At 35.0% G+C, this 18,614-nt stretch carries 17 protein-coding genes and 1 tRNA gene; 5 read left to right on the top strand and 13 right to left on the bottom strand.

The features are described from left to right. Positions 1-485: 485 nt before the first annotated feature. Positions 486-608, bottom strand: coding sequence for a hypothetical protein (locus tag D0T60_RS18940; RefSeq protein WP_255491665.1), 123 nt, complete (start codon positions 606-608; stop codon positions 486-488). A 137-nt stretch (positions 609-745) separates the two neighbouring features. Here D0T60_RS18940 and D0T60_RS10270 point away from each other — a divergent pair. Further along, a tRNA-Pro gene (locus D0T60_RS10270) sits at positions 746-818 on the top strand. Between the two features lie 36 nt (positions 819-854). Here D0T60_RS10270 and D0T60_RS10265 read toward each other — a convergent pair. The 10 genes from D0T60_RS10265 to D0T60_RS10220 form a co-directional block, all read right to left on the bottom strand. Then, a complete protein-coding gene (locus D0T60_RS10265) occupies positions 855-1,154 on the bottom strand; it encodes a DUF6804 family protein (RefSeq protein ID WP_203558316.1) in 300 nt (99 codons plus the stop codon). Then, complete coding sequence (locus D0T60_RS10260; RefSeq protein WP_163218092.1) at positions 1,151-1,858, bottom strand: S1C family serine protease; 708 nt, start codon at positions 1,856-1,858, stop codon at positions 1,151-1,153. Before D0T60_RS10260 ends, D0T60_RS10265 begins: the two co-directional genes overlap by 4 nt. A gap of 10 nt (positions 1,859-1,868) precedes the next feature. Beyond that, a complete protein-coding gene (locus tag D0T60_RS10255) occupies positions 1,869-2,486 on the bottom strand; it encodes a hypothetical protein (protein WP_163218091.1) in 618 nt (205 codons plus the stop codon). Between the two features lie 5 nt (positions 2,487-2,491). After that, positions 2,492-3,982, bottom strand: a complete 1,491-nt coding sequence (locus D0T60_RS10250; protein WP_163218090.1) for a hypothetical protein — start codon at positions 3,980-3,982, stop codon at positions 2,492-2,494. A 10-nt stretch (positions 3,983-3,992) separates the two neighbouring features. Then, a complete protein-coding gene (locus D0T60_RS10245) occupies positions 3,993-5,129 on the bottom strand; it encodes a hypothetical protein (protein WP_163218089.1) in 1,137 nt (378 codons plus the stop codon). 3 nt (positions 5,130-5,132) lie between these two features. Next, positions 5,133-8,285 carry a hypothetical protein gene (locus D0T60_RS10240; protein WP_163218088.1) on the bottom strand — a complete coding sequence of 1,051 codons (3,153 nt, stop codon included), beginning with the start codon at positions 8,283-8,285 and terminating at the stop codon, positions 5,133-5,135. A 4-nt stretch (positions 8,286-8,289) separates the two neighbouring features. Further along, the gene (locus D0T60_RS10235; RefSeq protein ID WP_163218087.1) at positions 8,290-9,729 is read right to left on the bottom strand and encodes a hypothetical protein; all 1,440 of its coding nucleotides are present in this window, start codon (positions 9,727-9,729) and stop codon (positions 8,290-8,292) included. A gap of 13 nt (positions 9,730-9,742) precedes the next feature. Further along, positions 9,743-10,246, bottom strand: coding sequence for a hypothetical protein (locus D0T60_RS10230; RefSeq protein ID WP_203558315.1), 504 nt, complete (start codon positions 10,244-10,246; stop codon positions 9,743-9,745). Between the two features lie 3 nt (positions 10,247-10,249). Further along, positions 10,250-11,524 (bottom strand): hypothetical protein, encoded by a 1,275-nt coding sequence (locus tag D0T60_RS10225; protein WP_163218086.1) that lies wholly within the window; start codon positions 11,522-11,524, stop codon positions 10,250-10,252. 718 nt (positions 11,525-12,242) lie between these two features. Continuing rightward, a complete protein-coding gene (locus D0T60_RS10220; RefSeq protein WP_163218085.1) occupies positions 12,243-13,070 on the bottom strand; it encodes a metallophosphoesterase in 828 nt (275 codons plus the stop codon). A gap of 142 nt (positions 13,071-13,212) precedes the next feature. Between D0T60_RS10220 and D0T60_RS10215 the strand changes: the two genes are divergently transcribed. After that, positions 13,213-14,106, top strand: a complete 894-nt coding sequence (locus tag D0T60_RS10215; RefSeq protein WP_163218084.1) for a 1,4-dihydroxy-2-naphthoate polyprenyltransferase — start codon at positions 13,213-13,215, stop codon at positions 14,104-14,106. Here the strand turns inward: D0T60_RS10215 and rfbB are convergent, their stop codons facing one another. After that, positions 14,107-15,246, bottom strand: a complete 1,140-nt coding sequence (gene rfbB / locus D0T60_RS10210) for a dTDP-glucose 4,6-dehydratase (RefSeq protein WP_163218083.1) — start codon at positions 15,244-15,246, stop codon at positions 14,107-14,109. It lies immediately after the preceding gene. Positions 15,247-15,376: 130 nt separating this feature from the next. On the opposite strand from rfbB, the gene D0T60_RS10205 reads away from it, so the two are divergent. Continuing rightward, positions 15,377-15,934, top strand: a complete 558-nt coding sequence (locus D0T60_RS10205) for a DUF5034 domain-containing protein (protein WP_163218082.1) — start codon at positions 15,377-15,379, stop codon at positions 15,932-15,934. Between the two features lie 22 nt (positions 15,935-15,956). Continuing rightward, entirely contained in the window at positions 15,957-16,718 is a 762-nt protein-coding gene (locus tag D0T60_RS10200) for a hypothetical protein (protein ID WP_163218081.1), read from the top strand. Between the two features lie 5 nt (positions 16,719-16,723). Here the strand turns inward: D0T60_RS10200 and D0T60_RS10195 are convergent, their stop codons facing one another. Next, entirely contained in the window at positions 16,724-17,215 is a 492-nt protein-coding gene (locus tag D0T60_RS10195) for a metallophosphoesterase family protein (protein WP_163218080.1), read from the bottom strand. A 193-nt stretch (positions 17,216-17,408) separates the two neighbouring features. On the opposite strand from D0T60_RS10195, the gene D0T60_RS10190 reads away from it, so the two are divergent. After that, the gene (locus D0T60_RS10190; protein ID WP_163218079.1) at positions 17,409-18,227 is read left to right on the top strand and encodes a hypothetical protein; all 819 of its coding nucleotides are present in this window, start codon (positions 17,409-17,411) and stop codon (positions 18,225-18,227) included. The last annotated feature ends 387 nt before the right edge of the window (positions 18,228-18,614 follow it).

Here is an 18,614-nt window from a genome sequence, read left to right as displayed (position 1 = left end):
ATATACTCCGTTTTTTAAGCCCTTTTTAAGCCTTTTTCAACCCAAAAAGTGGGTGCATTGAACCGATTGAAGTGGGTGGGAATGCTCCGTTTTCGCCAAATGATATTCTGATAGATCGCAAGCTGAATGTTGCCATAACCCGTGCACGCAAAAGACTGTATATGATAGGTGTTCCGGAAATCCTTCGCTTAGACCCCATCTACTTGAAGTTACTTAATTTAATAGATAAATAGGATTATACGAACTCCAAGATTAAATTATTTAGCCACATTCTGTAAATATGCTATAAATTAACACTTTTCTCTATTGTTTTATCAAAATAAAACCGTACATTTGCCATACGTTTTTTTCATAGAGATTTAGATTTAAGGTTAGAAGAAATGTGGAAGTCGTGAGACTTCCCTTTTTTATTTTTAGAACCTCACTTTTATCCGCATTGATTTTACACACTTATTATCTTAAAATTTGTTTAGAATTCACGAGCACTACCCCTTTTTCAGCACTACCATTCCATTATTCACCTCTATTAATTTGGCCCAAAAGGTTTTCAGTGTCTCATAATCTTCTTGTGAAAACAACAAATCCTTTATCTCAAATGAGTAATTCATTGATAATTTCATCTACCACATACCCTTCGGGCAAGGGCAAACACATCTAATTTTTATTGTTACTTCAAATTGCAATATTTGAGGCTAATTATTTGAGTAATTTAAAAAAAGACGTAAATTTGCACAACTTTAATAATCGGAATGTAGCGCAGTTGGTAGCGCACTACGTTCGGGACGTAGGGGTCGGGCGTTCGAATCGCCTCATTCCGACAGAAAAGGCATGATTCTCAGGAGTTATGCCTTTTTTTATTTCCTTATCTCTTTTTTAAGCAAAGAAACAATTAATCCAATCCCAACAATAACATCAATAATATTCCATAAGTCTCTTCCCAATGAAATCTTCAAGAAAGGTTGAAACAATAATGCCAAAGCTCCATAGACAACCATTTCTAATTGCCTTTCTTGTTTATATGCCTGATATGCTAATATCCCAAATACAAGTAATGCTATAAATCGAATAAACAGGTAATAGCCATAAGGCATTTTTAGCAAACAGAGAAACAACAAAAGTGCGAGAAAGATTTTTAAGATATCTATCAGTTTCATGGTAAATAACGTTTTATAGTATTAATATTAACAGCGAAATTGAGATTGGCTCCAGAATCATCGTATCCTCCGGTAGTTATTCCAATGGCATATCCATATTCGTTAATCAGAGCTCCTCCACTACTCCCTCTGTCTATTGGCACACTAATTTGAATAAGGTTATTTCCTCGTACTTGAGATATTTCTCCTGATGAAAAAGTATTTTCCAATCCTCTTGGACTACCAATAGCAAAAACTTTCTCGCCAATTTTAGGTGGTTTGTTCTCAATAGGAATATAATTAAATCTATCCCCTTTTGATTTGACCTGAAAGATAATGAAGTCATTCTCTTTACTTTGGGCAATAATGTTTTCTATTTTATAAATTTTATTATTTGCTAACTTAATCTGCTCATAGCCAATTATTGTCCCCTCAAATACATGGTAATTACTTACAGCTACACCTAAAGCCGAAACAAAGAATCCTGAACCTTGATAGAAATTCTGACCATCAGAAGTACGAATCATGAAAACGGAAGAATTGTACTTGGAGAAAATTTCACTTCCGTTTAATTTATTTCGGTTTGTTTTTTCTACCTGAGAGGTTGAAGTATTTCCGATTTCTCGTGTTTTTGAGTATTTAATCCGTTTCCTTCCGGATTTACGCACACAAGAAGCTGTAGAAAAAGACAAAGAAAAGATTAGCATATAAATTATAGTTTTCATATTTAAACAATCACTTCATTTTACTTGCTTCTATAATACCCGGTTTAGGAATTATATGTATTAGAAAACGTTGATTTTTCATTTCTTCTTTATCTCTCATTACTCCTCCTGTACCTGTACCGGAAGTTAAAACTTCGCAGTTTTCTCCAAAACTTAAGCCTTCTTTATCCCAAAAATTCCTAAGACTCAATGCTCGTTCATAACTCAATTCGTAATTTCTGGTATAATTATCTTTCGAGGCCTGCCCTTCTATTATGAGTAAATATTGTATCTTATATTCTCGTGTTTTTTCTGCTATCAATTTTTGAATTGCCCTCCCTGCTTCTACTAACTTCTGACGGGTTTTATCATCTATAGAATTTATATCTGATGCTCCAACAGGGAAATTTACATCCACTTTTAAAATATGTTTCTTATATTCTTCATTGTATTCAAAATAAGTGGAATCTATATCTTTTGTTGCCGTTTCTATTTCCCTGATTTTTTCTATCTGATCTTGGGTTGCAGCCATCTTCTTGTTTAACAAAACAACAGTCAAAACAAACAATACAAACATTATAAAGAACAAACTAGTCATCAGGTCGGAATAGCTTGTCCAGAAGAAGGATTCTTTTTTTATTTTCGACATTAGGATTAACGGTTTATCAGATTAGAAATCCACTCTATTAATTGAGGAATAAGATAGGAAAGATGGCTTATGATGAGCAAAGAGCCTGCTGTAATTCCAACTATTTTAACCCAACGTGGCATTTTTGTATCCACTTTAATTTCAGGAGTTACTAACACTTCGGAGGTTCCTGACGATTTGGCTTCGGCTAATTGTCGGATAGTTTGAATTAAAGAATCCATCTTCTGATTTTGCTGTTTAGTAGCTTCTTCTAAATTGCTTATACTCATTTTAACAGCAGAAAGATTTTTCAGTTCATCAACAATGAGATTTGTTTCTTCTAATTTTTTCTGAAAATCCTCTCTTTGTTTTATTATTATTTCAGAAAGGACTTCAGCTTGTTCATTTGCAGAATTTTTAAAAGAAAGATTATGACTATCAAGTGAATCTTTTATTTTCCCAACAGATTCTGCCATCATTTCACCAAACCGTTTTAATGTATCTTTGGTTTCTATGTTGATACTATCAAGGCTCTCAGTCAACCACTTTTCATTTTTATCAAAAAAGTTGCCTGCTTTTTCAATTGTTTGAGTACGTTTTTCATAACCATCTAATGTACTATTCATTTTCTGAATTGTGGTAAGGTATTCATTAGATTTATGAAGATACTCGGCAAATACTTCTATTTCATTAGTACAGTTTTTTAGTTTTTCATAAACTTCAATGTTTGCTGTTGCAATTTTCCCTATTTTTAATTGGTTTATTGATTGCATTAATTCAGCTTGATTATGATATGATTCATTTACTGCTTGAAGTGTCGCCCTCAATTCATGTGTGTTTTCCGAAAAGGTATTATTGAAACCCGTCAAGTTTCTTACCATCTTTTCTAAAACGGCTGTTGTATCATTCGAAAGCTCCGGTAGCAATTCAGCTTGAATCCAACTTAAAAAAATATTTTTCCCTTTTTCAGTTTTCTTTTTTGCCTCTTTGGCGAGATTAGAGCCAATAGTTGTCAATAAGATCCCTATTATACTTGCAACCATTGCCAAGGCAACACCTCCGAAGAGTTCTGTGATCCCTTTTGCGTCAGTGGAGGTTGAGGAAGGGTTTAGCAGTTTATCCAAACTACCTGTAACAACTAAAAAACCAATACCAATAAGGATACCCAACATTGTTCCTACCAACCCTAAATAAAGAGGCATTGGTATCTGTGTGTTAATTTCTTCCTCTACACTGTCACAATTTCGATCAACTATATCTTTCATTAGATGGAAATCACTGACAGCTCCTTTATTTTTTGCAAGATAATTGTTGATCGAATTAATTATGCTATTTAATACCGGATTACTAAAGCGATTAATTATTGCATCTCCTTCTTCATGTATTCCAAGTTCAAAACGTTCTGTTTGTGGGAAGATTTGTTGGAATATTCTTATTTTTGCTTTAGTTGAGAAAAAAAGAGCTAACTGTAAAATAAGAATAATAGCAATTGCCAATGTAATTATAATATAATGCATCTCCATCTCGTTAATTCAATTTAATTTTTATTGGTTCTATTACGGTCCATCCTCCCTCGATTCGTTTCACTTTACCAATCTTAATAATTTCTACAGATTGGGCTTTTTGATAATTTCCGGAAACAATTTCGCAAATATCATCGCTGAAAATTCTTCTTGCTATTGCTTCTTTTTCATTTCCGAAAAACTCAAAATCAGCTGTATCATTGGATTCATTGCTAATTCTGAAAAAACTATCTTCTGGAGTATTATCTTCCCTGCTGAATGTTTTTTCATTTTTACCTTTGAGGTATTTATATGTTACTTTTAGAGGAGAGGCATTTGTTGGTTGATTGCTTCGTTTTTCTTCTTCATTTAGCTTTAGGCACTCTAATACTTTATCAACAATAAGATTAACATCCTTGTCTGTTAAAGTATAATTGTAAGTGCCTTTTCTCTCTGAATAGTCTTTTTTAGGAGCGAAACTATTACGGATTCGGTCACTTCCAAGAACGATCTTTATAATAGATTCCCGACCTTTAATCTTCTTAAACATAAAGATTAAAACAATAATAAAAAGAACCAATACGCCTACTGCAATTCCCTCTAATAAAACAACTTCTTTTTTAAGTTTTTTGTATTCTTCCATCAGAGATTTTTCGCCTTGTTCATCAGTGCTCTGTGAATCATTTTCCGAAGATTGAGTTTCTTCTTTATAATATTCTAATATCTCTTGTGATAAGCGTTCTACTTCATTTTTTAATTGTGTTCCCAATTTACCATCCAACTGAAGTAACTGAATTGCGTCTTTGATATTCATTTCATTGCTTGTGAATTTTTGTTTTTTCTCACAGACTTTTTGTGTCAACTCAGTAAATGTTTTGGACCAGCCATTGTTCTTTAAAAGCTTTTCAAGTTCATTGAATTTTGGAGATTTCTTTATAGTTGCTTCATCAAGTATTGATTTTATATTCTTGTCATATTTATCAATATTTTCTTTTTCTATTTCATCATCTCTAAATGATTCAATATACTTTGCTGTATACCTACAATTTGCGTAGTCTACCAAATCTTCAAACTCTGTTTTAGTAATTGTTTTTTGTGCAAAGCATTGTAAGGTAGACAAAAACAAAATGCTTATTATTAATAGTATTTTCTTTCTAAACATATCTTATTTATTGGATTTTAAGTTTTCGTTGCAAATCGCATCACTCAATTCTTTAAGCATTCCTACTAAAGGATAGAAGAATAACGTTTCTTCAAGTCCCTCAGCATCTGTTATCTCTTTCTTTTTTAATTGCCATCCATTCTTTGCATAAATATCCAGTTTATTAAAGCAGACTTTTTTCGCAATCTCAATAGATGTTTGGTTAAGCTTATAACCTCTGTTACTAAAGAATGGTAAAAGGTCTAATACAAAATTTATGAAATTCTTGGCTTCATCAACCGTTTTACTGATATACGCCTCATCGACAGCTTTATAGGTATTGAGCTCATTAATATCATCATCATTTCGTTTAAAAACTGTATTAGTACCATTACTATGTAGTACAACTTTCTTTTTATAAATATCACCAAATGATTCGGCTTTGTCTACAAAGAAACCTCCTTTACAGGTAGCTTCTTTAGGATTTTCTTTATTGAGAATAATATCCAAGCTACTTGAAAAATTACTGCTTCCATGTATTTTCTCAAAAATCAATTTTGTGTAATCTCTTAGAGTTTCACTATCGTCAGTAAAAAATGAGATTACTCTTGAGCCATTTCCACTAAACACAATTTTATCTGGCATTTGTAGCTTTTCTGCTTTCATTAATTGGGCTAAGTGATAGATAATGGCAGAATAGAAGAAAATGAATGTGATTTTCTGAGTCGTATCAGTAATTAGTTTTTTTTCAAGATTTGCATTCTCTGCAAGATTTCCACCTACCCGTCTAACTTCTTTATTCTGTTTCAGAGAGAACAGGAAAGAGGCTATATCAGTAGAGGTTTTATTTGTACACATTTCGTTGAAAAGAAACAATAGGCGGCTATTCTCATCGAATTCACTTTTCAAGTCATCCTTGATGACATTCAAAAATTGTCTAACAATACCATTTTTAATACGCATTGTTTCTGTGTAACCATCTCCAAAAATAGTATTTGCTGCAAAGCGAAACGAAGTAATAAGATCCACTTGCCCATTAGCAGAAATAACCATATCAGTAGTTCCACCGCCAATATCTATGGTAACCAGATTGTTAGCATCACGATCTCTAATATAGTATTCAAATGGTGCTACCGATTCTGTGATTGGAATTATATTATTATTATCTCCTCCAAAATATTTTTCATAAGCCGAGTTCCATGCTTCTTTCAGGTTATTGTATCTCCCTCTTTCCATACTCACAGGATAGAACCAGCGTATTTTAGTCTGCTCTAAACGTCCATTTCCAATAACTACTTTATTGCGAAGCAAATACATCAGGGACTCAATGTAAACTTTTACTTGCTTTTGATTATTGCCATTATCGGACCATTTCAAATCAGTTATAGTGTGATCATAATCATAACCTACACGCTTTTCGTACAATTCATCTGCACTAGCCTTTTCGAAAGGGTAAACATCTTGCCAATTGGTTTTTTCTCCATACGAGAGGGCAGAGCGCATAGGGAATCTAAACTCTTCATCGGTATATGCCGGAATAAATTCTTCATCAAAAACTTCTTTTAAATAATCATCTCCTCCATGCAGCCAATGAACTTGCTTTTCGTCAATTTGTTCTTTTGATATATTGAATGCAACAATATTATTACTATTTCCTATTTTATATTCAATATGAGTGTTGGTAGTACCGAAATCAATGGCAAACGTAAACTCTTTCTCGCCCGTTTTTAACTCTAAGTATGGAAAGACAAGTCCGTTTATTCCGTCGTAATTAATGCGGACATAATCGAAGTTTGAGCCATTAAGAGAATAATTTTTTAATTGATAGTTATTAATATGCGTTTCATTACGAACAGAAAAACGCTTTTTGGAATTATCTATAGCTGAATTGATTTTTATAAAATCAACATTGTATTTATCTTTCTCTTTAAAGTTACAAGCTAAACCAAAACGATAATAAGCTTGTTCATCCTGCTCGAATTTTACATTAGGGAAAATAGCACAATCGAAATTCAAATCTATAACATTTCCGCTCGATTTTTTATATTCCTTTTTGAACTTTGTGCCATTTGTTTGTAGTTCAACTTCTACTACGTTTCCTGAATGATTTATTTTTATGTTTCTTTTTAAATCATCAATACTATAGAAATCAAAGAATTTCTCTTTTATAGGTAGTAGAAACATTTCTTTGCTGTTTTCTTGTAGATTTCCATCAAAAAAGCTATCTTTTTTAATTTCGTATGGTAGCCTTATAATGCTATCTTCCAACAAATCATCTGCAGTTAAATATTGAGCTGTAGCTTCATTGTTTTGATACAAGCTTTTTCCTAAAACTTCCACATCAGGAGCTCTTAATACTTTAAAAGAACTATTTAATATACTATCTGTGTTAACAGCTAAAGCGTCTATTTCTTCAGTTCTTCCTATTAATGGCTTTTGCTGTTCAAGATACTTTTGAAATTCGGAGAATCTGGAACTTGCTGCTCTGCCTTCGATAATACAATTCTCATTATTTGCATTAATCCAAGTATATAGATATTTTTTAAACTCCCAACTACGTTCACTTAATGGAACTATCTTTCCATCAAATGCATTGTGATTATTATTAAGTGGAATCTCAACATCCGTCAAATCATTGGCAGAACTAAAAAAGAGAGTACAAGGCGAAGTTGCTCCAATCATTTCTCCGGTATTCTTATATTTCAGAATATAGATATATTCCATTTTGTCAAAATTGAATGTGGCAGCATCATTTACCAGAAAGGTGTTCAGCGTTTTCTGAATTTGTTTATGACCGACTTCAAGCTTTTTCAAATCTTCAACTTTCCCCCATCTGATTATCTCAATTTTATCTCTCCACTTATCAAAAGTGAAAAATATTTCTGCCACATCAAGACTATCTGATACTATTTTTTGATAAGCTTTCAATGCAGACTCCCCATATTCTGCTACTTCTGCAAAGGCTGTTTTTACTAAAGCAATTCTTGCAAATGGAGATGGAATGGAAGTCGGCTGATTGAAAGACTCTTTATTAGAACTTTCGATAGTAGCAATCTGTTTGTCATCATACATACATGATTCATCCCAATGTTTTAGTGTGTTTCTCAAATCATGTTGTCCATTTGTTTCGCTCTGTAAGCGAAAAACAAAAGTTGTATCTTTATTATTATCTGCCATAGGGTTAGTCTTTATATTTAATTAGTGCTTCTGACATCCGAAAAAACAATTCAATGAATATCTTTTCATTTTCAGATGTTTTTTTTATTTTTCCTATCTGATAGTTTAGCTCATTATCTACAATGGCCCAATTTTTATATTTAAAACTTCTTGATTGAATGTAATGAACATTTCCTTTTATGAAGTCTAAAGCATTATGTGATGTAAGATTAAAGGGAACAAATTTGTGATATTGATCTCCCATTTCCTTTAGCCATTCATAAAATCGATCTTGCACACTTTCCATTTTTCTCACTGCATCTATTCTTCGAAAATTACCTGTAAACCGCTTGCAAGCATAAGGTTGACATTTGTGTTGTTCATCAAAAGCATACTTCATATAATTCCGGAACAGTAAAAAACGTGAAAGTGGATTGATGAGCAATGCTCTGGTTTCATCTGTCAAATTGTCGAAATTGATTTCCAAAGCATTGGATTGAATACCGAATTCTTTATAAGTTGTCTTTTCAATTTTACCTCGTTCATCTCTATGGATGTTTTCGTTCTTTTTTTCAGGGTTTACAAAATCCAGTATGGACAAGGCGGCTGCTAATTCTGCAAAATGAGCATTGTTTCTTTGCGTTTCTCCTCCTTTATTATGTTCATAAGAGGTTGTTTGCTTGTCGGCAATATAATATAATGTATCTATGTTTTTGTCTTCGGTTTTATAGTACGATAAAGCAGCTCTTGCTTTGTCTATAAATGTATCTGAGTTAACCAAACTATTATCGGTAGCAGATTTTACGGTAAAATAGGGAAGAACAGAAATTGCGCCTATCAAAGCACTATTTATTAATCCCCAATTATCTAAAACCACTCCATCACTATCTTTTACATTGGGGGTGTGAATAATCTTTCTTAAAAGAGGGAAACCACTTGCTCCTGTTCCTCCAAAGATAGAGCTGATTATGAAAATCTTATCTCCATCTTTAAAATCTTTGGCAAAAGCCTTAAATACCGGGCTGCTTTCAAATTGGTTTAATACCACACTACCAATATTGGGATTACCCTGAAAACCGGCTGTCATGTCCATTTTCAGAGTTTCTTTTGAAAAGAGCATATCAACTAAAGCCTGATTTTCCTTACTCATGCTTCTTTTGCCAATAAAATCTTCAAAATTTTGAGTATTATCCACTAATTGAAGGCAAAGCTTATTGTCAAGTAACTCGATTCTTGTTTTGAAAAATTTATTTCTTTCGTTGGTTTCAGCTATTTTATTAGCTTCAACATAGTCTTTAATAAGAAGTTCTGTTCTTGATAAATCTTCATTTGATGCATCACGATCAATAATGATAGGTACTATAGTATCAACTCCGCAATCAACTCCTGCTGCTAACAACATTGTTAGCGACTTTATAACTCTTGAACCCGTGCCTCCTATTCCGAATATATATAGTTTACTCATAAATGAATTTATTTTAAAAAGGTGAATATTTGCAGTTTCGACTGGCTAATTGAGGAATCAAGCGTCCTAAAATTATAATAATCAGCGAAAAGAGAATAAAGAATCCGGTAGATACAATCAGATTGCTAACTCCAAACATCCAACAGTCGGTTTCAAATATATGCCAAGATATGATATTTCCTGCTTCATCACGAGTATGCATAAGACAATCACCTATAGTTCCGTTTGCAAAATCAGTTGCAGTTATATAATAACCAATTAATAAATTGGCTATTCCATTAATCACAAGAACAAGAAGCCAACTCCATAATCGATTAAAGCGTGGGTGATTGATGATATAATAGTAGGAAATTGTGCTGACAAATGAAACAGCCAGTGCAATTAGTCCTATACTATTAAAAATATTCGGATTACTATATCCCTGCGTAGCGCAGTCGTACCCCCATAGATAGTTCGCCAAATTTTGTCCGAATAAACTTTCGAACCAACAATAAATGCTTCCTAATACGTCTTCCATACTTTAATTATTTATACTTATTTTTATTTCTGTGTAAGAATTGTTCTGTTGAGTAAATGCTTCATAAACTCCATTTATTAAATACTTAAATCCATAAGTTTTGTTTATGGCTCCATTAGCATTTATATCCAGTCCCTCACTGTCTGTTATTTGTTCCACCCATTCTGGAATACGAGTTTTCAGTTTAATAGAAAGATGTGAAGGCTTTATTTTATCAGATGACAAATTCAAAGAATGTGTATATCTGTTATTCGCTTTAGGGCTGTTTGTGATTGTAAGTTCATAATCTTTGTCGTTTAGCTCGTAATTATTGATGTTTTTCAAGTAAGTATCATCTAAAAGAAACTGTGAAAAATTTGCATTAACAGCAAAAGTAACTTTCCCATTTCGATCCTTTTTAGCTTTCATAATCCCCTTTTTAGGATCTTTTTTACTCAGTCTAAACTTTCCTGTTCCTGGGCGAATTGCATAATCTATAGTTTGATTGCCGGCCATAATCGTAAAATCATTTTCCACTCCACTGCCTTTGATCTTAGACATCTGTACCTTGCCTAATAATTCTGAAACATTTTTCTTATCACCAATAATCCATAAATAAAAAGGTCTCCGACTGTTTATTTTTGTTTTTTCATCTTCCCGGTTGTAAAAAAAACCATCAAACTGAGATGAAAGTTGATATATACAAATGGTGGAACTAGGATTCTTTCCTAAGTGTTCGGCAAAATTAGTTTTTATTCCTATTTGCTGATTTATAAGATATTGGTCAGCATCTTTGTTTCTTCCGGGAGAAAAAATACAGTCGGAAACAAAGATTGATATCTTATTTTCTTCGGTTTCCTGCAAAATTGCTTTTAATACATTAGAAATATCAGATGTATTTCTATTCCCTCCTCTTATTCGAAAAGAATTTGGGTCTAATTTTTCAATAAAATCCGAAATATCATTACCATAAGGAACAACTTCGCTATTTATATAGAAAAGATTTATCTCTTTTGTGATATTCGAAATTTTTATATCACTTAGATAACTATAAACAGCATGTTTAAAATCGGTAGCACCTGCTACATAGCCATCCATACTTCCTGAATTTTCTATGTAAACATTAATCGTAGGTTTAATAGAAGGAGGGCAGGAGGGCACTGTATCTGTGGGAAATTTGCTCGTTGGACCGGTTGTTCTTTCTTTTCCTCCTCGACCACATCTTGCCGTCAATAAAACTACACTGCAGATTAAAAAAAGAGTTACACAAATTAAGTAGATTCTGTTCTTGTACTTCATTTCTATATTAATTAAAATAAAAGGGTGCATCTTCAATTCTCTCTCTCATTAGTCGAAATCCAACCAAGTCGATAGAAAAAAGAAGACACACCCTTACAAGGGGTGCATTCGCCTTCTGCTTTTCTCCGTGTACTTACAAATTGGTCGTTTTCAGTTTTGAGAAAATGCTGACGAAGCATTATACCTTAAATGTTGTATTTTATTCTATATTGTTTTGATATATTTTGTTTTATCGTTTTATAAAAAAATAAAAAAGGTGCGAACCTCCGCTTATCTTACAGAACTGAGGTACGACCAAGTAACCCGCACACGGTAAGAAAAAGCCAAAGGAACACACCCCTATGCAGGATGTATTCACCTTGTCTTCTCTCTGTGTACTTATCTATTTGGTCGTTTTCAGTTCAGAGATTTGACTGTAAATACATTTATTTCAAAAAAACAATCCTCAAGCGAACAAGGATCTTATTTTGCAAATATACGTCTTTTTTAAACATTTCACATTTGAAATGAAAATATTTGTTCGCTCAAATGAGAAAACAACAAAACCAGGTTACTACACTTGTTCCCCTTTGCCGCAAAGTGCAACTCTGGTTTGCCGCAAACACCGGCTTGTCTTTGCTGCAAAGTACTACCACTACTTTGCAGCAAACTCAAGTCGCACTTTGCAGCAATTCCAAGTCGTGCTTTGCAGCAAAGGGAAAATGAAACTTAAGCAGACCTATAAAGACTTGTTTCTCTTCAGCTTAACAACCACCACTTCACTTGGCGCAAAAGCACGAATTTTCTTGCGAGAAGTTCCTACACCATTGGTAATAATAACAGGAATACCCTCGCTATTATATTTCAATCCTGTTCTAAAACGCTGCCCATAGCGCGAACGCAACGCCGGTGCATAAAGCCCAAAGAAAGTAACCTGCCCACCATGAGTATGACCGGACAAGGCAAGATCGGTATGGGTAACTGGAACATTTTCTATGTAATCGGGTGTATGAACAAGAAGTATTACGAAGTCATCATCCGATACATCTAACGAAGGAGAACGCCCATTTTCTTTCAGGTTAAAAGGATCTCGCACTCCGGCTATAATAATCTGCTCTCCTGCTCGACTGATAGTATCCAATTCATGTTCCAACAAACGGATTTCATTCTCTTGCATAGTTTTTACTATCTCCTGATAGCAGGCGGCATAGTCGTGATTTCCTAAAACAGCTATTTTACCATCTTCAACATCTATCCGAGACAGGGTAGTAAACAATTCGGGTACGTACTCGCAACCTTCATGGTAATCGCCACCCATCAATAGAATATCGGGATGCTGTTTCTCAATGGTTTTGACCAATCGCGTTAATCGTTTTTTATTGAAAAGGCTTTTATAATGTAAGTCGGAAATAAACACGATCCGGTATCCGTCAAAGGAAGAGGGAATATCCTTATGTTCAAAAGTATACTTCTTAACCCTTCCTATACCGGGATTGGAGAAGTTTAAAGAAGCACAAGAGGTAAAAAGACACAGTACTCCAAGCAGCCAACAGATAATTTTACTCATAATAAGGTATCCTTTGTCCTAACAAACTATTTTATTTACTTTTGCAAAGTAACAAATAAAAAACAGCACGCTGTAAAGAAGAGTAAAAACTATATCATTTTGATAAAAATACACCGGAAAGCATTATAAATTAATGTGTTCTATGATAGAGATAAAACAAAATTCAGCCAAAGCCTGGCTTCTTGCCGCTCGCCCCAAAACCCTGACAGGTGCCTTACTACCCGTCATGATAGGTAGTGCATTGGCATATATGGATGGCACCTTTCAGTGGCTTCCCGCACTTATCTGCGCAGTTTTTGCCGGATTGATGCAAATTGCTGCCAACTTCATCAATGATCTTTTTGATTTCCTGAAAGGCAGCGACCGCGAAGACCGCTTAGGCCCGGAACGCGCCTGTGCACAAGGGTGGATCTCCCCCGGTGCCATGAAGATAGGTATCGCAATCACTGTAATTATTGCCTGCTTAACCGGTTCCACATTACTTATATATGGAGGATGGCAGTTAATTATTGTAGGTATCGTTTGTGTACTATTCGCCTTCCTCTATACAACGGGACCTTATCCGCTTTCGTACAACGGTTGGGGAGATTTATTAGTAATTCTCTTCTTCGGTTTTGTTCCTGTGGGGGGCACATACTATGTACAGGCACTAAACATCACTCCGGGGGTTATGGTAGCTTCATTAATTTGCGGACTGATAGTAGACACCTTGTTGGTAGTCAACAACTATCGGGATAGAGAAGCTGACAGGAAAAGTGGAAAGCGCACTATTATTGTCCGGTTTGGAGAGCCATTCGGGCGTTATCTCTATTTATTTTTAGGGATAGCCGCATCACTACTTTGTTTCTGGTTTTTAAAAGATAATCATTGGTATGCTGCATTACTGCCTCAGCTATACCTGATTCCTCACTTTATCACTTGGCATAAAATGGTGAAGATACATAAAGGAAAAGCCCTCAACAGCATCTTAGGCGAAACTTCACGCAATATGCTATTGATGGGCTTTTTATTATCGTTAGGTATGGTAATCGGCTAATTAGCGTTTACCGTACATCTTTTCGTAGTAATGTTGATAATCTCCGCTGGTAACTTCCCTCACCCACTCCTGATTATTCAGATACCATTCGATGGTTTTCACAATACCGTCTTCGAACTTGGTTTCGGGATACCAACCTAATTCATTGGTTATCACAGTTGGGTCGATGGCATAACGCTGGTCGTGTCCCAAACGATCTTTTACGAAAGTTATTAATTCGTTGTTAATCCAGTCTATTTCAATTTCACCATTTGCTCCGGTTTCTTTTTTCTTAAGGGCAGACCGATACTCCGGTTTTTCTGTCATCAGTCGATGAATGGTAGCTATAGTCAGCTTTACAATTTCCAGATTTGTTTTTTCGTTGTGTCCACCTACATTATATATCTTTCCGTCCTCGGCTTTGGTTACTACCAAATCGATGGCTTTGCAATGATCTTCCACATAGAGCCAATCGCGCACGTTGCTTCCGTCACCATATACAGGAAGTTTCTTGCCTTCGAGGATGTTTTTAATAATCAGTGGAATCAGTTTCTCAGGAAAATGATAAGGACCATAATTATTGGAGCAACGGGTAATTGTTACCGGCATCTTATAAGTATCATGGTAAGCCATCACAATAAAATCGGCACTGGCTTTAGAAGCACTATAAGGGCTATGTGGACAAAGTGGTGTTTCTTCTGTAAAGAATCCCTCTTCTCCCAAAGAGCCATATACTTCATCGGTAGATACCTGATGATAGCGTACGCCCTTGCGCCAAACGGGATATCCTTGTTCGTCTTTCCCCATTACCCAAGCACAACGAGCCGCATCAAGCAAATTCTGTGTACCAAGTATATTAGTAGTAAGGAAAAGTTGCGGATCCTCAATACTACGATCCACATGACTCTCGGCTGCAAAGTTGACTATATAATCGAACTTATACTCTCCAAAAAGCCTGTCGGCTAACTCCCGATCGCAGATATCGCCACGAAAGAAGATACAACGCTCATCATCAATATCGTTCGAAATAGTACCGAGATTTCCGGCATAGGTTAATGCATCCAGTACCACTACTTTAATATCATCATGTTTAGCCAGGATATACTTAATGTAATTGGCACCAATAAAACCGGCCGCACCGGTAACAAGATAAGTTTTCATATTTTAAATCATTCAATTCTCCAACAAAGAAAGGAAAGTTTTTTAAAACAAACAACTGAAAAAGAAAGAAAGCTATGCAATATTTGCGTTAGCTTTGCATTTAGCTAATATACACACAATTTAATATCTTATGAGAATAACACATTTTTCTATTATCTGTTTGCTGGTAATGTTGGTTTGCACGGCGATGACTTGCGATGAGGGTTTCGAATATGAACCGGTTTATTATGAAGCCTTTTTAGAAAAAGTCAGCTTGTTTCATCTAAACAACGAAGGAGAAAAAATCATTATTAGTGATACCGACCCGATAAAGAAAGAGGCTTATATGTTACGAATACAATTAGAGATTAAGGAAATAGAAAATCCGGAATCTGACTATGCTACATATAAGTTGAACCCTGAAATTTCTTCGATCAAGATATATACCCTGAACAACTTTACAGCAGAACATCCTGCCGGAAGTGATATATCCAAGTGTTTTGCTGATTATCCATTATCTCTAAAAGAAGCCATGGACGACCCAACATCTGAGGGTCTCAATATTCAAACTTTTTCAGGTAAACTAAGAAATCTTTATAAAGCATTACGAGTTGTACCATTCGCCGGAGATCATCAATTTCGTGTTGAAATAACTCAAACAAATGATGAAATCATAGAAATCACCTCTTCTACTATTACTCTTCAATAATCCGATAAACCATTCAATCAATATGAACTTTAAATATCTAATACTTTTTACATTCCTAATTTCTTGTGTTACAGCAAATGCACAAAAATTACATAGCGGTAATATTCATTACCTTACTTTATCGGTAGGTAACGATTTTAATTTATCAAAAACAACACCAGAAATACCTTCACAAATTCTTCATCGTAAAAATTTCACCGGTGTTTCATTCAAATATTCCGTATTTCCGCTTCCTAAATGGGGAATGTTTGTAGAAACCGCATTCTCTATTCCACAGTCAATATCAAAAGATCCCTCTGAATTAAAGCTCAAAGATCAAGAACAGTACTATGTAGATGATATTTGGTATGATGATGTTAATGATACCTTTCACATGAACTTTGGAATAAAATATCGTATAGAGAATCGTCATTTCAGTCTTCTTCCCTATTTAGGGATAGGGTTTAGCGACGCAATGGTAGGATACTATTCGTGCAGGTTAAAAGAAAAAGGCGGCAACTCTCTCTATCACATCAAGTATTTTTCAGATGACAACAATCATCTCCCTACTGTTGGATATATTCTTCCCGGAGCTACATTAAATTACAAGATCACAAAATATCTGCATCTTTCATTAGATATAAACTACAAGCAAGCTTTAAAAAAGATTGATATAGAGTATCAAAAAAAAGACATGTACACTTCCGATATTGTAGAAGAAAAACATTGGAGGAAGTTTACGGGACAGCATCTAAGCATAAAACTGGGACTAAGTGCAGCTTTCGGATATAGAAAAAACCAATAATCTCTTTACCCGGCCAACTCAACCACCTCCAAATCCTTAAACACCCCATCATCAATCACAAAGCGAACTAGCGTACGTACTTTATGAAAGCCATACTTCCCGGCTGCGCCGGGATTTATATGCAGCATATCCAGTGTTTTATCGTACTTCACCTTCAGGATATGCGAATGCCCACTGATAAATAATTTAGGGGGCTTTACCAAAAGACTTCCACGAATGGAAGGGTCATAATTACCCGGATAGCCACCTATGTGTTTCATCAACACTTCGGCCCCATCTACGGTAAAGCGATTTACCTGGGGAAACATTTGGCGGATTTCTTTTCCGTCAATATTGCCATAAACACCTCGCAAGGGTCGAAAAGCAGCCAGTTTTTGTGCTACTTCCACCGATCCGAAATCTCCCACATGCCATATTTCATCGCAGGATTCAAAATACTCCAAGTACTTCTCGTCCCAATAAGCATGCGTATCCGATAATAGTCCGATTCTTATCACTGTTTCGTTGTTTTATGGAGTAAAGGTAACATCAACTAAGTGATTTTACCTAATTTTCGCTGAATAAATTTCTCCTGTGGGGCTTTACCCATATCATTTACTTAACATTGCATCAGGTTTCTTTCTATGTGTCGTTTTTTATTGTATTTTTGCAGCTGATCTTAAAAGAACAACTAATACTTAATATATTAACATGGCTACAGACAAAAAAATCACCCGACTTAATGGCGAAAGCTCGTCAACTCCATCCGGCAACCAATCGAGAACATTTGTACCTACCCCCGAAAATAAGGGTAAAGCAACCAGACTACGCGTTATTGCCGGAATTCTTTGGTTCTTAGCAATAGGAGCTCAGATAGGGGCTATTTCTCTTTTATTTAAAGAACCAATCAGTATGCTTTGGATCATTGTTTTGATGGTGGTCGATCTGGCATTGGTAATAACAGGAGCTATTTTATGGAAGAAGTCGAACCGACTGGATCCAGCTTCGGAAAAGCAGAAGTTCAAATTCTTTATGCAGAATCAGTTAGGACTTATTGCAAGTATTATTGCTTTTGTGCCACTTGTAATATTCATTCTTACCAGTAAAAATCTGGATGGAAAACAAAAAGGTATTTTAGGGGGTATTGCAGGAGTTGCACTGATTATTGCTGCCGTTTGTGGCATTGACTTCAACCCTCCTTCAATAGAAAAATATACCGAAGAAATTAATCGCGTAGAATGGCTAAACAACGGACACGACTTTGTGTACTGGACAAAATCCGGAAAAGTTTACCATTTATATAACGACTGTTCATACATTAATACCAACCGAACAGACGAGATATTCGAAGGAAGCGTTAGTCAGTCTAAAGAAATGAAAAATATAACTGTACTTTGCAGCCGTTGTGAGAATCGTGCAATCAAAGAAAAAGGATTGGACGAAAAAGACTATGTAAGTGCAGAAGAGCATAATAAACTAATAGAAGAAAAGCTAAAGGAAGAAGCATCTCCGGAAGCTACAGATAATTAGAAATATCTTTCAAAATTGTAACAATTTATAAGGTCAGACCTAACACTACATTAGGTCTGATCTTTTCAATAATTAGGTCTGACCATTTGCCTTGTTAGGTCTGACTATATTTTGCTTACTAATTGAATCCAACACTACTTACTCTGGGGCATAAATGCTCCCGGCAAAGAAGATATCGGCATAAATGCCTCTGAGAATGAAACTTGGGCTGATTTATCAAGCCCATTCTTTTGCCGGGAGCATTTATGCCCCGGAGTATAATTAGCCCATTTCCCTCAGAATTAGTTTATACCCTATCGGGGTAAATGATTGCAGTTTTAATTCATAAGTAGATGTCCATAATTAGTTTATATCATTACCCCCTCCGCCCTTTGGGCACCTCCCCCT

Origin of the sequence: Bacteroides sp. 224 (genome assembly GCF_010500995.1) — a bacterium.
Classification (GTDB): Bacteria; Bacteroidota; Bacteroidia; order Bacteroidales; family Bacteroidaceae; genus Bacteroides.
This window is presented reverse-complemented; position numbering and strand designations above follow the sequence as displayed.

Coding starts and splice junctions, on each gene's coding strand:
- D0T60_RS18940 (WP_255491665.1), bottom strand. CDS start 608: ATGAATTACTCATTTGAGATAAAGGATTTGTTGTTTTCACAAGAAGAT.
- D0T60_RS10265 (WP_203558316.1), bottom strand. CDS start 1,154: ATGAAACTGATAGATATCTTAAAAATCTTTCTCGCACTTTTGTTGTTT.
- D0T60_RS10260 (WP_163218092.1), bottom strand. CDS start 1,858: ATGAAAACTATAATTTATATGCTAATCTTTTCTTTGTCTTTTTCTACA.
- D0T60_RS10255 (WP_163218091.1), bottom strand. CDS start 2,486: ATGTCGAAAATAAAAAAAGAATCCTTCTTCTGGACAAGCTATTCCGAC.
- D0T60_RS10250 (WP_163218090.1), bottom strand. CDS start 3,982: ATGCATTATATTATAATTACATTGGCAATTGCTATTATTCTTATTTTA.
- D0T60_RS10245 (WP_163218089.1), bottom strand. CDS start 5,129: ATGTTTAGAAAGAAAATACTATTAATAATAAGCATTTTGTTTTTGTCT.
- D0T60_RS10240 (WP_163218088.1), bottom strand. CDS start 8,285: ATGGCAGATAATAATAAAGATACAACTTTTGTTTTTCGCTTACAGAGC.
- D0T60_RS10235 (WP_163218087.1), bottom strand. CDS start 9,729: ATGAGTAAACTATATATATTCGGAATAGGAGGCACGGGTTCAAGAGTT.
- D0T60_RS10230 (WP_203558315.1), bottom strand. CDS start 10,246: ATGGAAGACGTATTAGGAAGCATTTATTGTTGGTTCGAAAGTTTATTC.
- D0T60_RS10225 (WP_163218086.1), bottom strand. CDS start 11,524: ATGAAGTACAAGAACAGAATCTACTTAATTTGTGTAACTCTTTTTTTA.
- D0T60_RS10220 (WP_163218085.1), bottom strand. CDS start 13,070: ATGAGTAAAATTATCTGTTGGCTGCTTGGAGTACTGTGTCTTTTTACC.
- D0T60_RS10215 (WP_163218084.1), top strand. CDS start 13,213: ATGATAGAGATAAAACAAAATTCAGCCAAAGCCTGGCTTCTTGCCGCT.
- rfbB (WP_163218083.1), bottom strand. CDS start 15,246: ATGAAAACTTATCTTGTTACCGGTGCGGCCGGTTTTATTGGTGCCAAT.
- D0T60_RS10205 (WP_163218082.1), top strand. CDS start 15,377: ATGAGAATAACACATTTTTCTATTATCTGTTTGCTGGTAATGTTGGTT.
- D0T60_RS10200 (WP_163218081.1), top strand. CDS start 15,957: ATGAACTTTAAATATCTAATACTTTTTACATTCCTAATTTCTTGTGTT.
- D0T60_RS10190 (WP_163218079.1), top strand. CDS start 17,409: ATGGCTACAGACAAAAAAATCACCCGACTTAATGGCGAAAGCTCGTCA.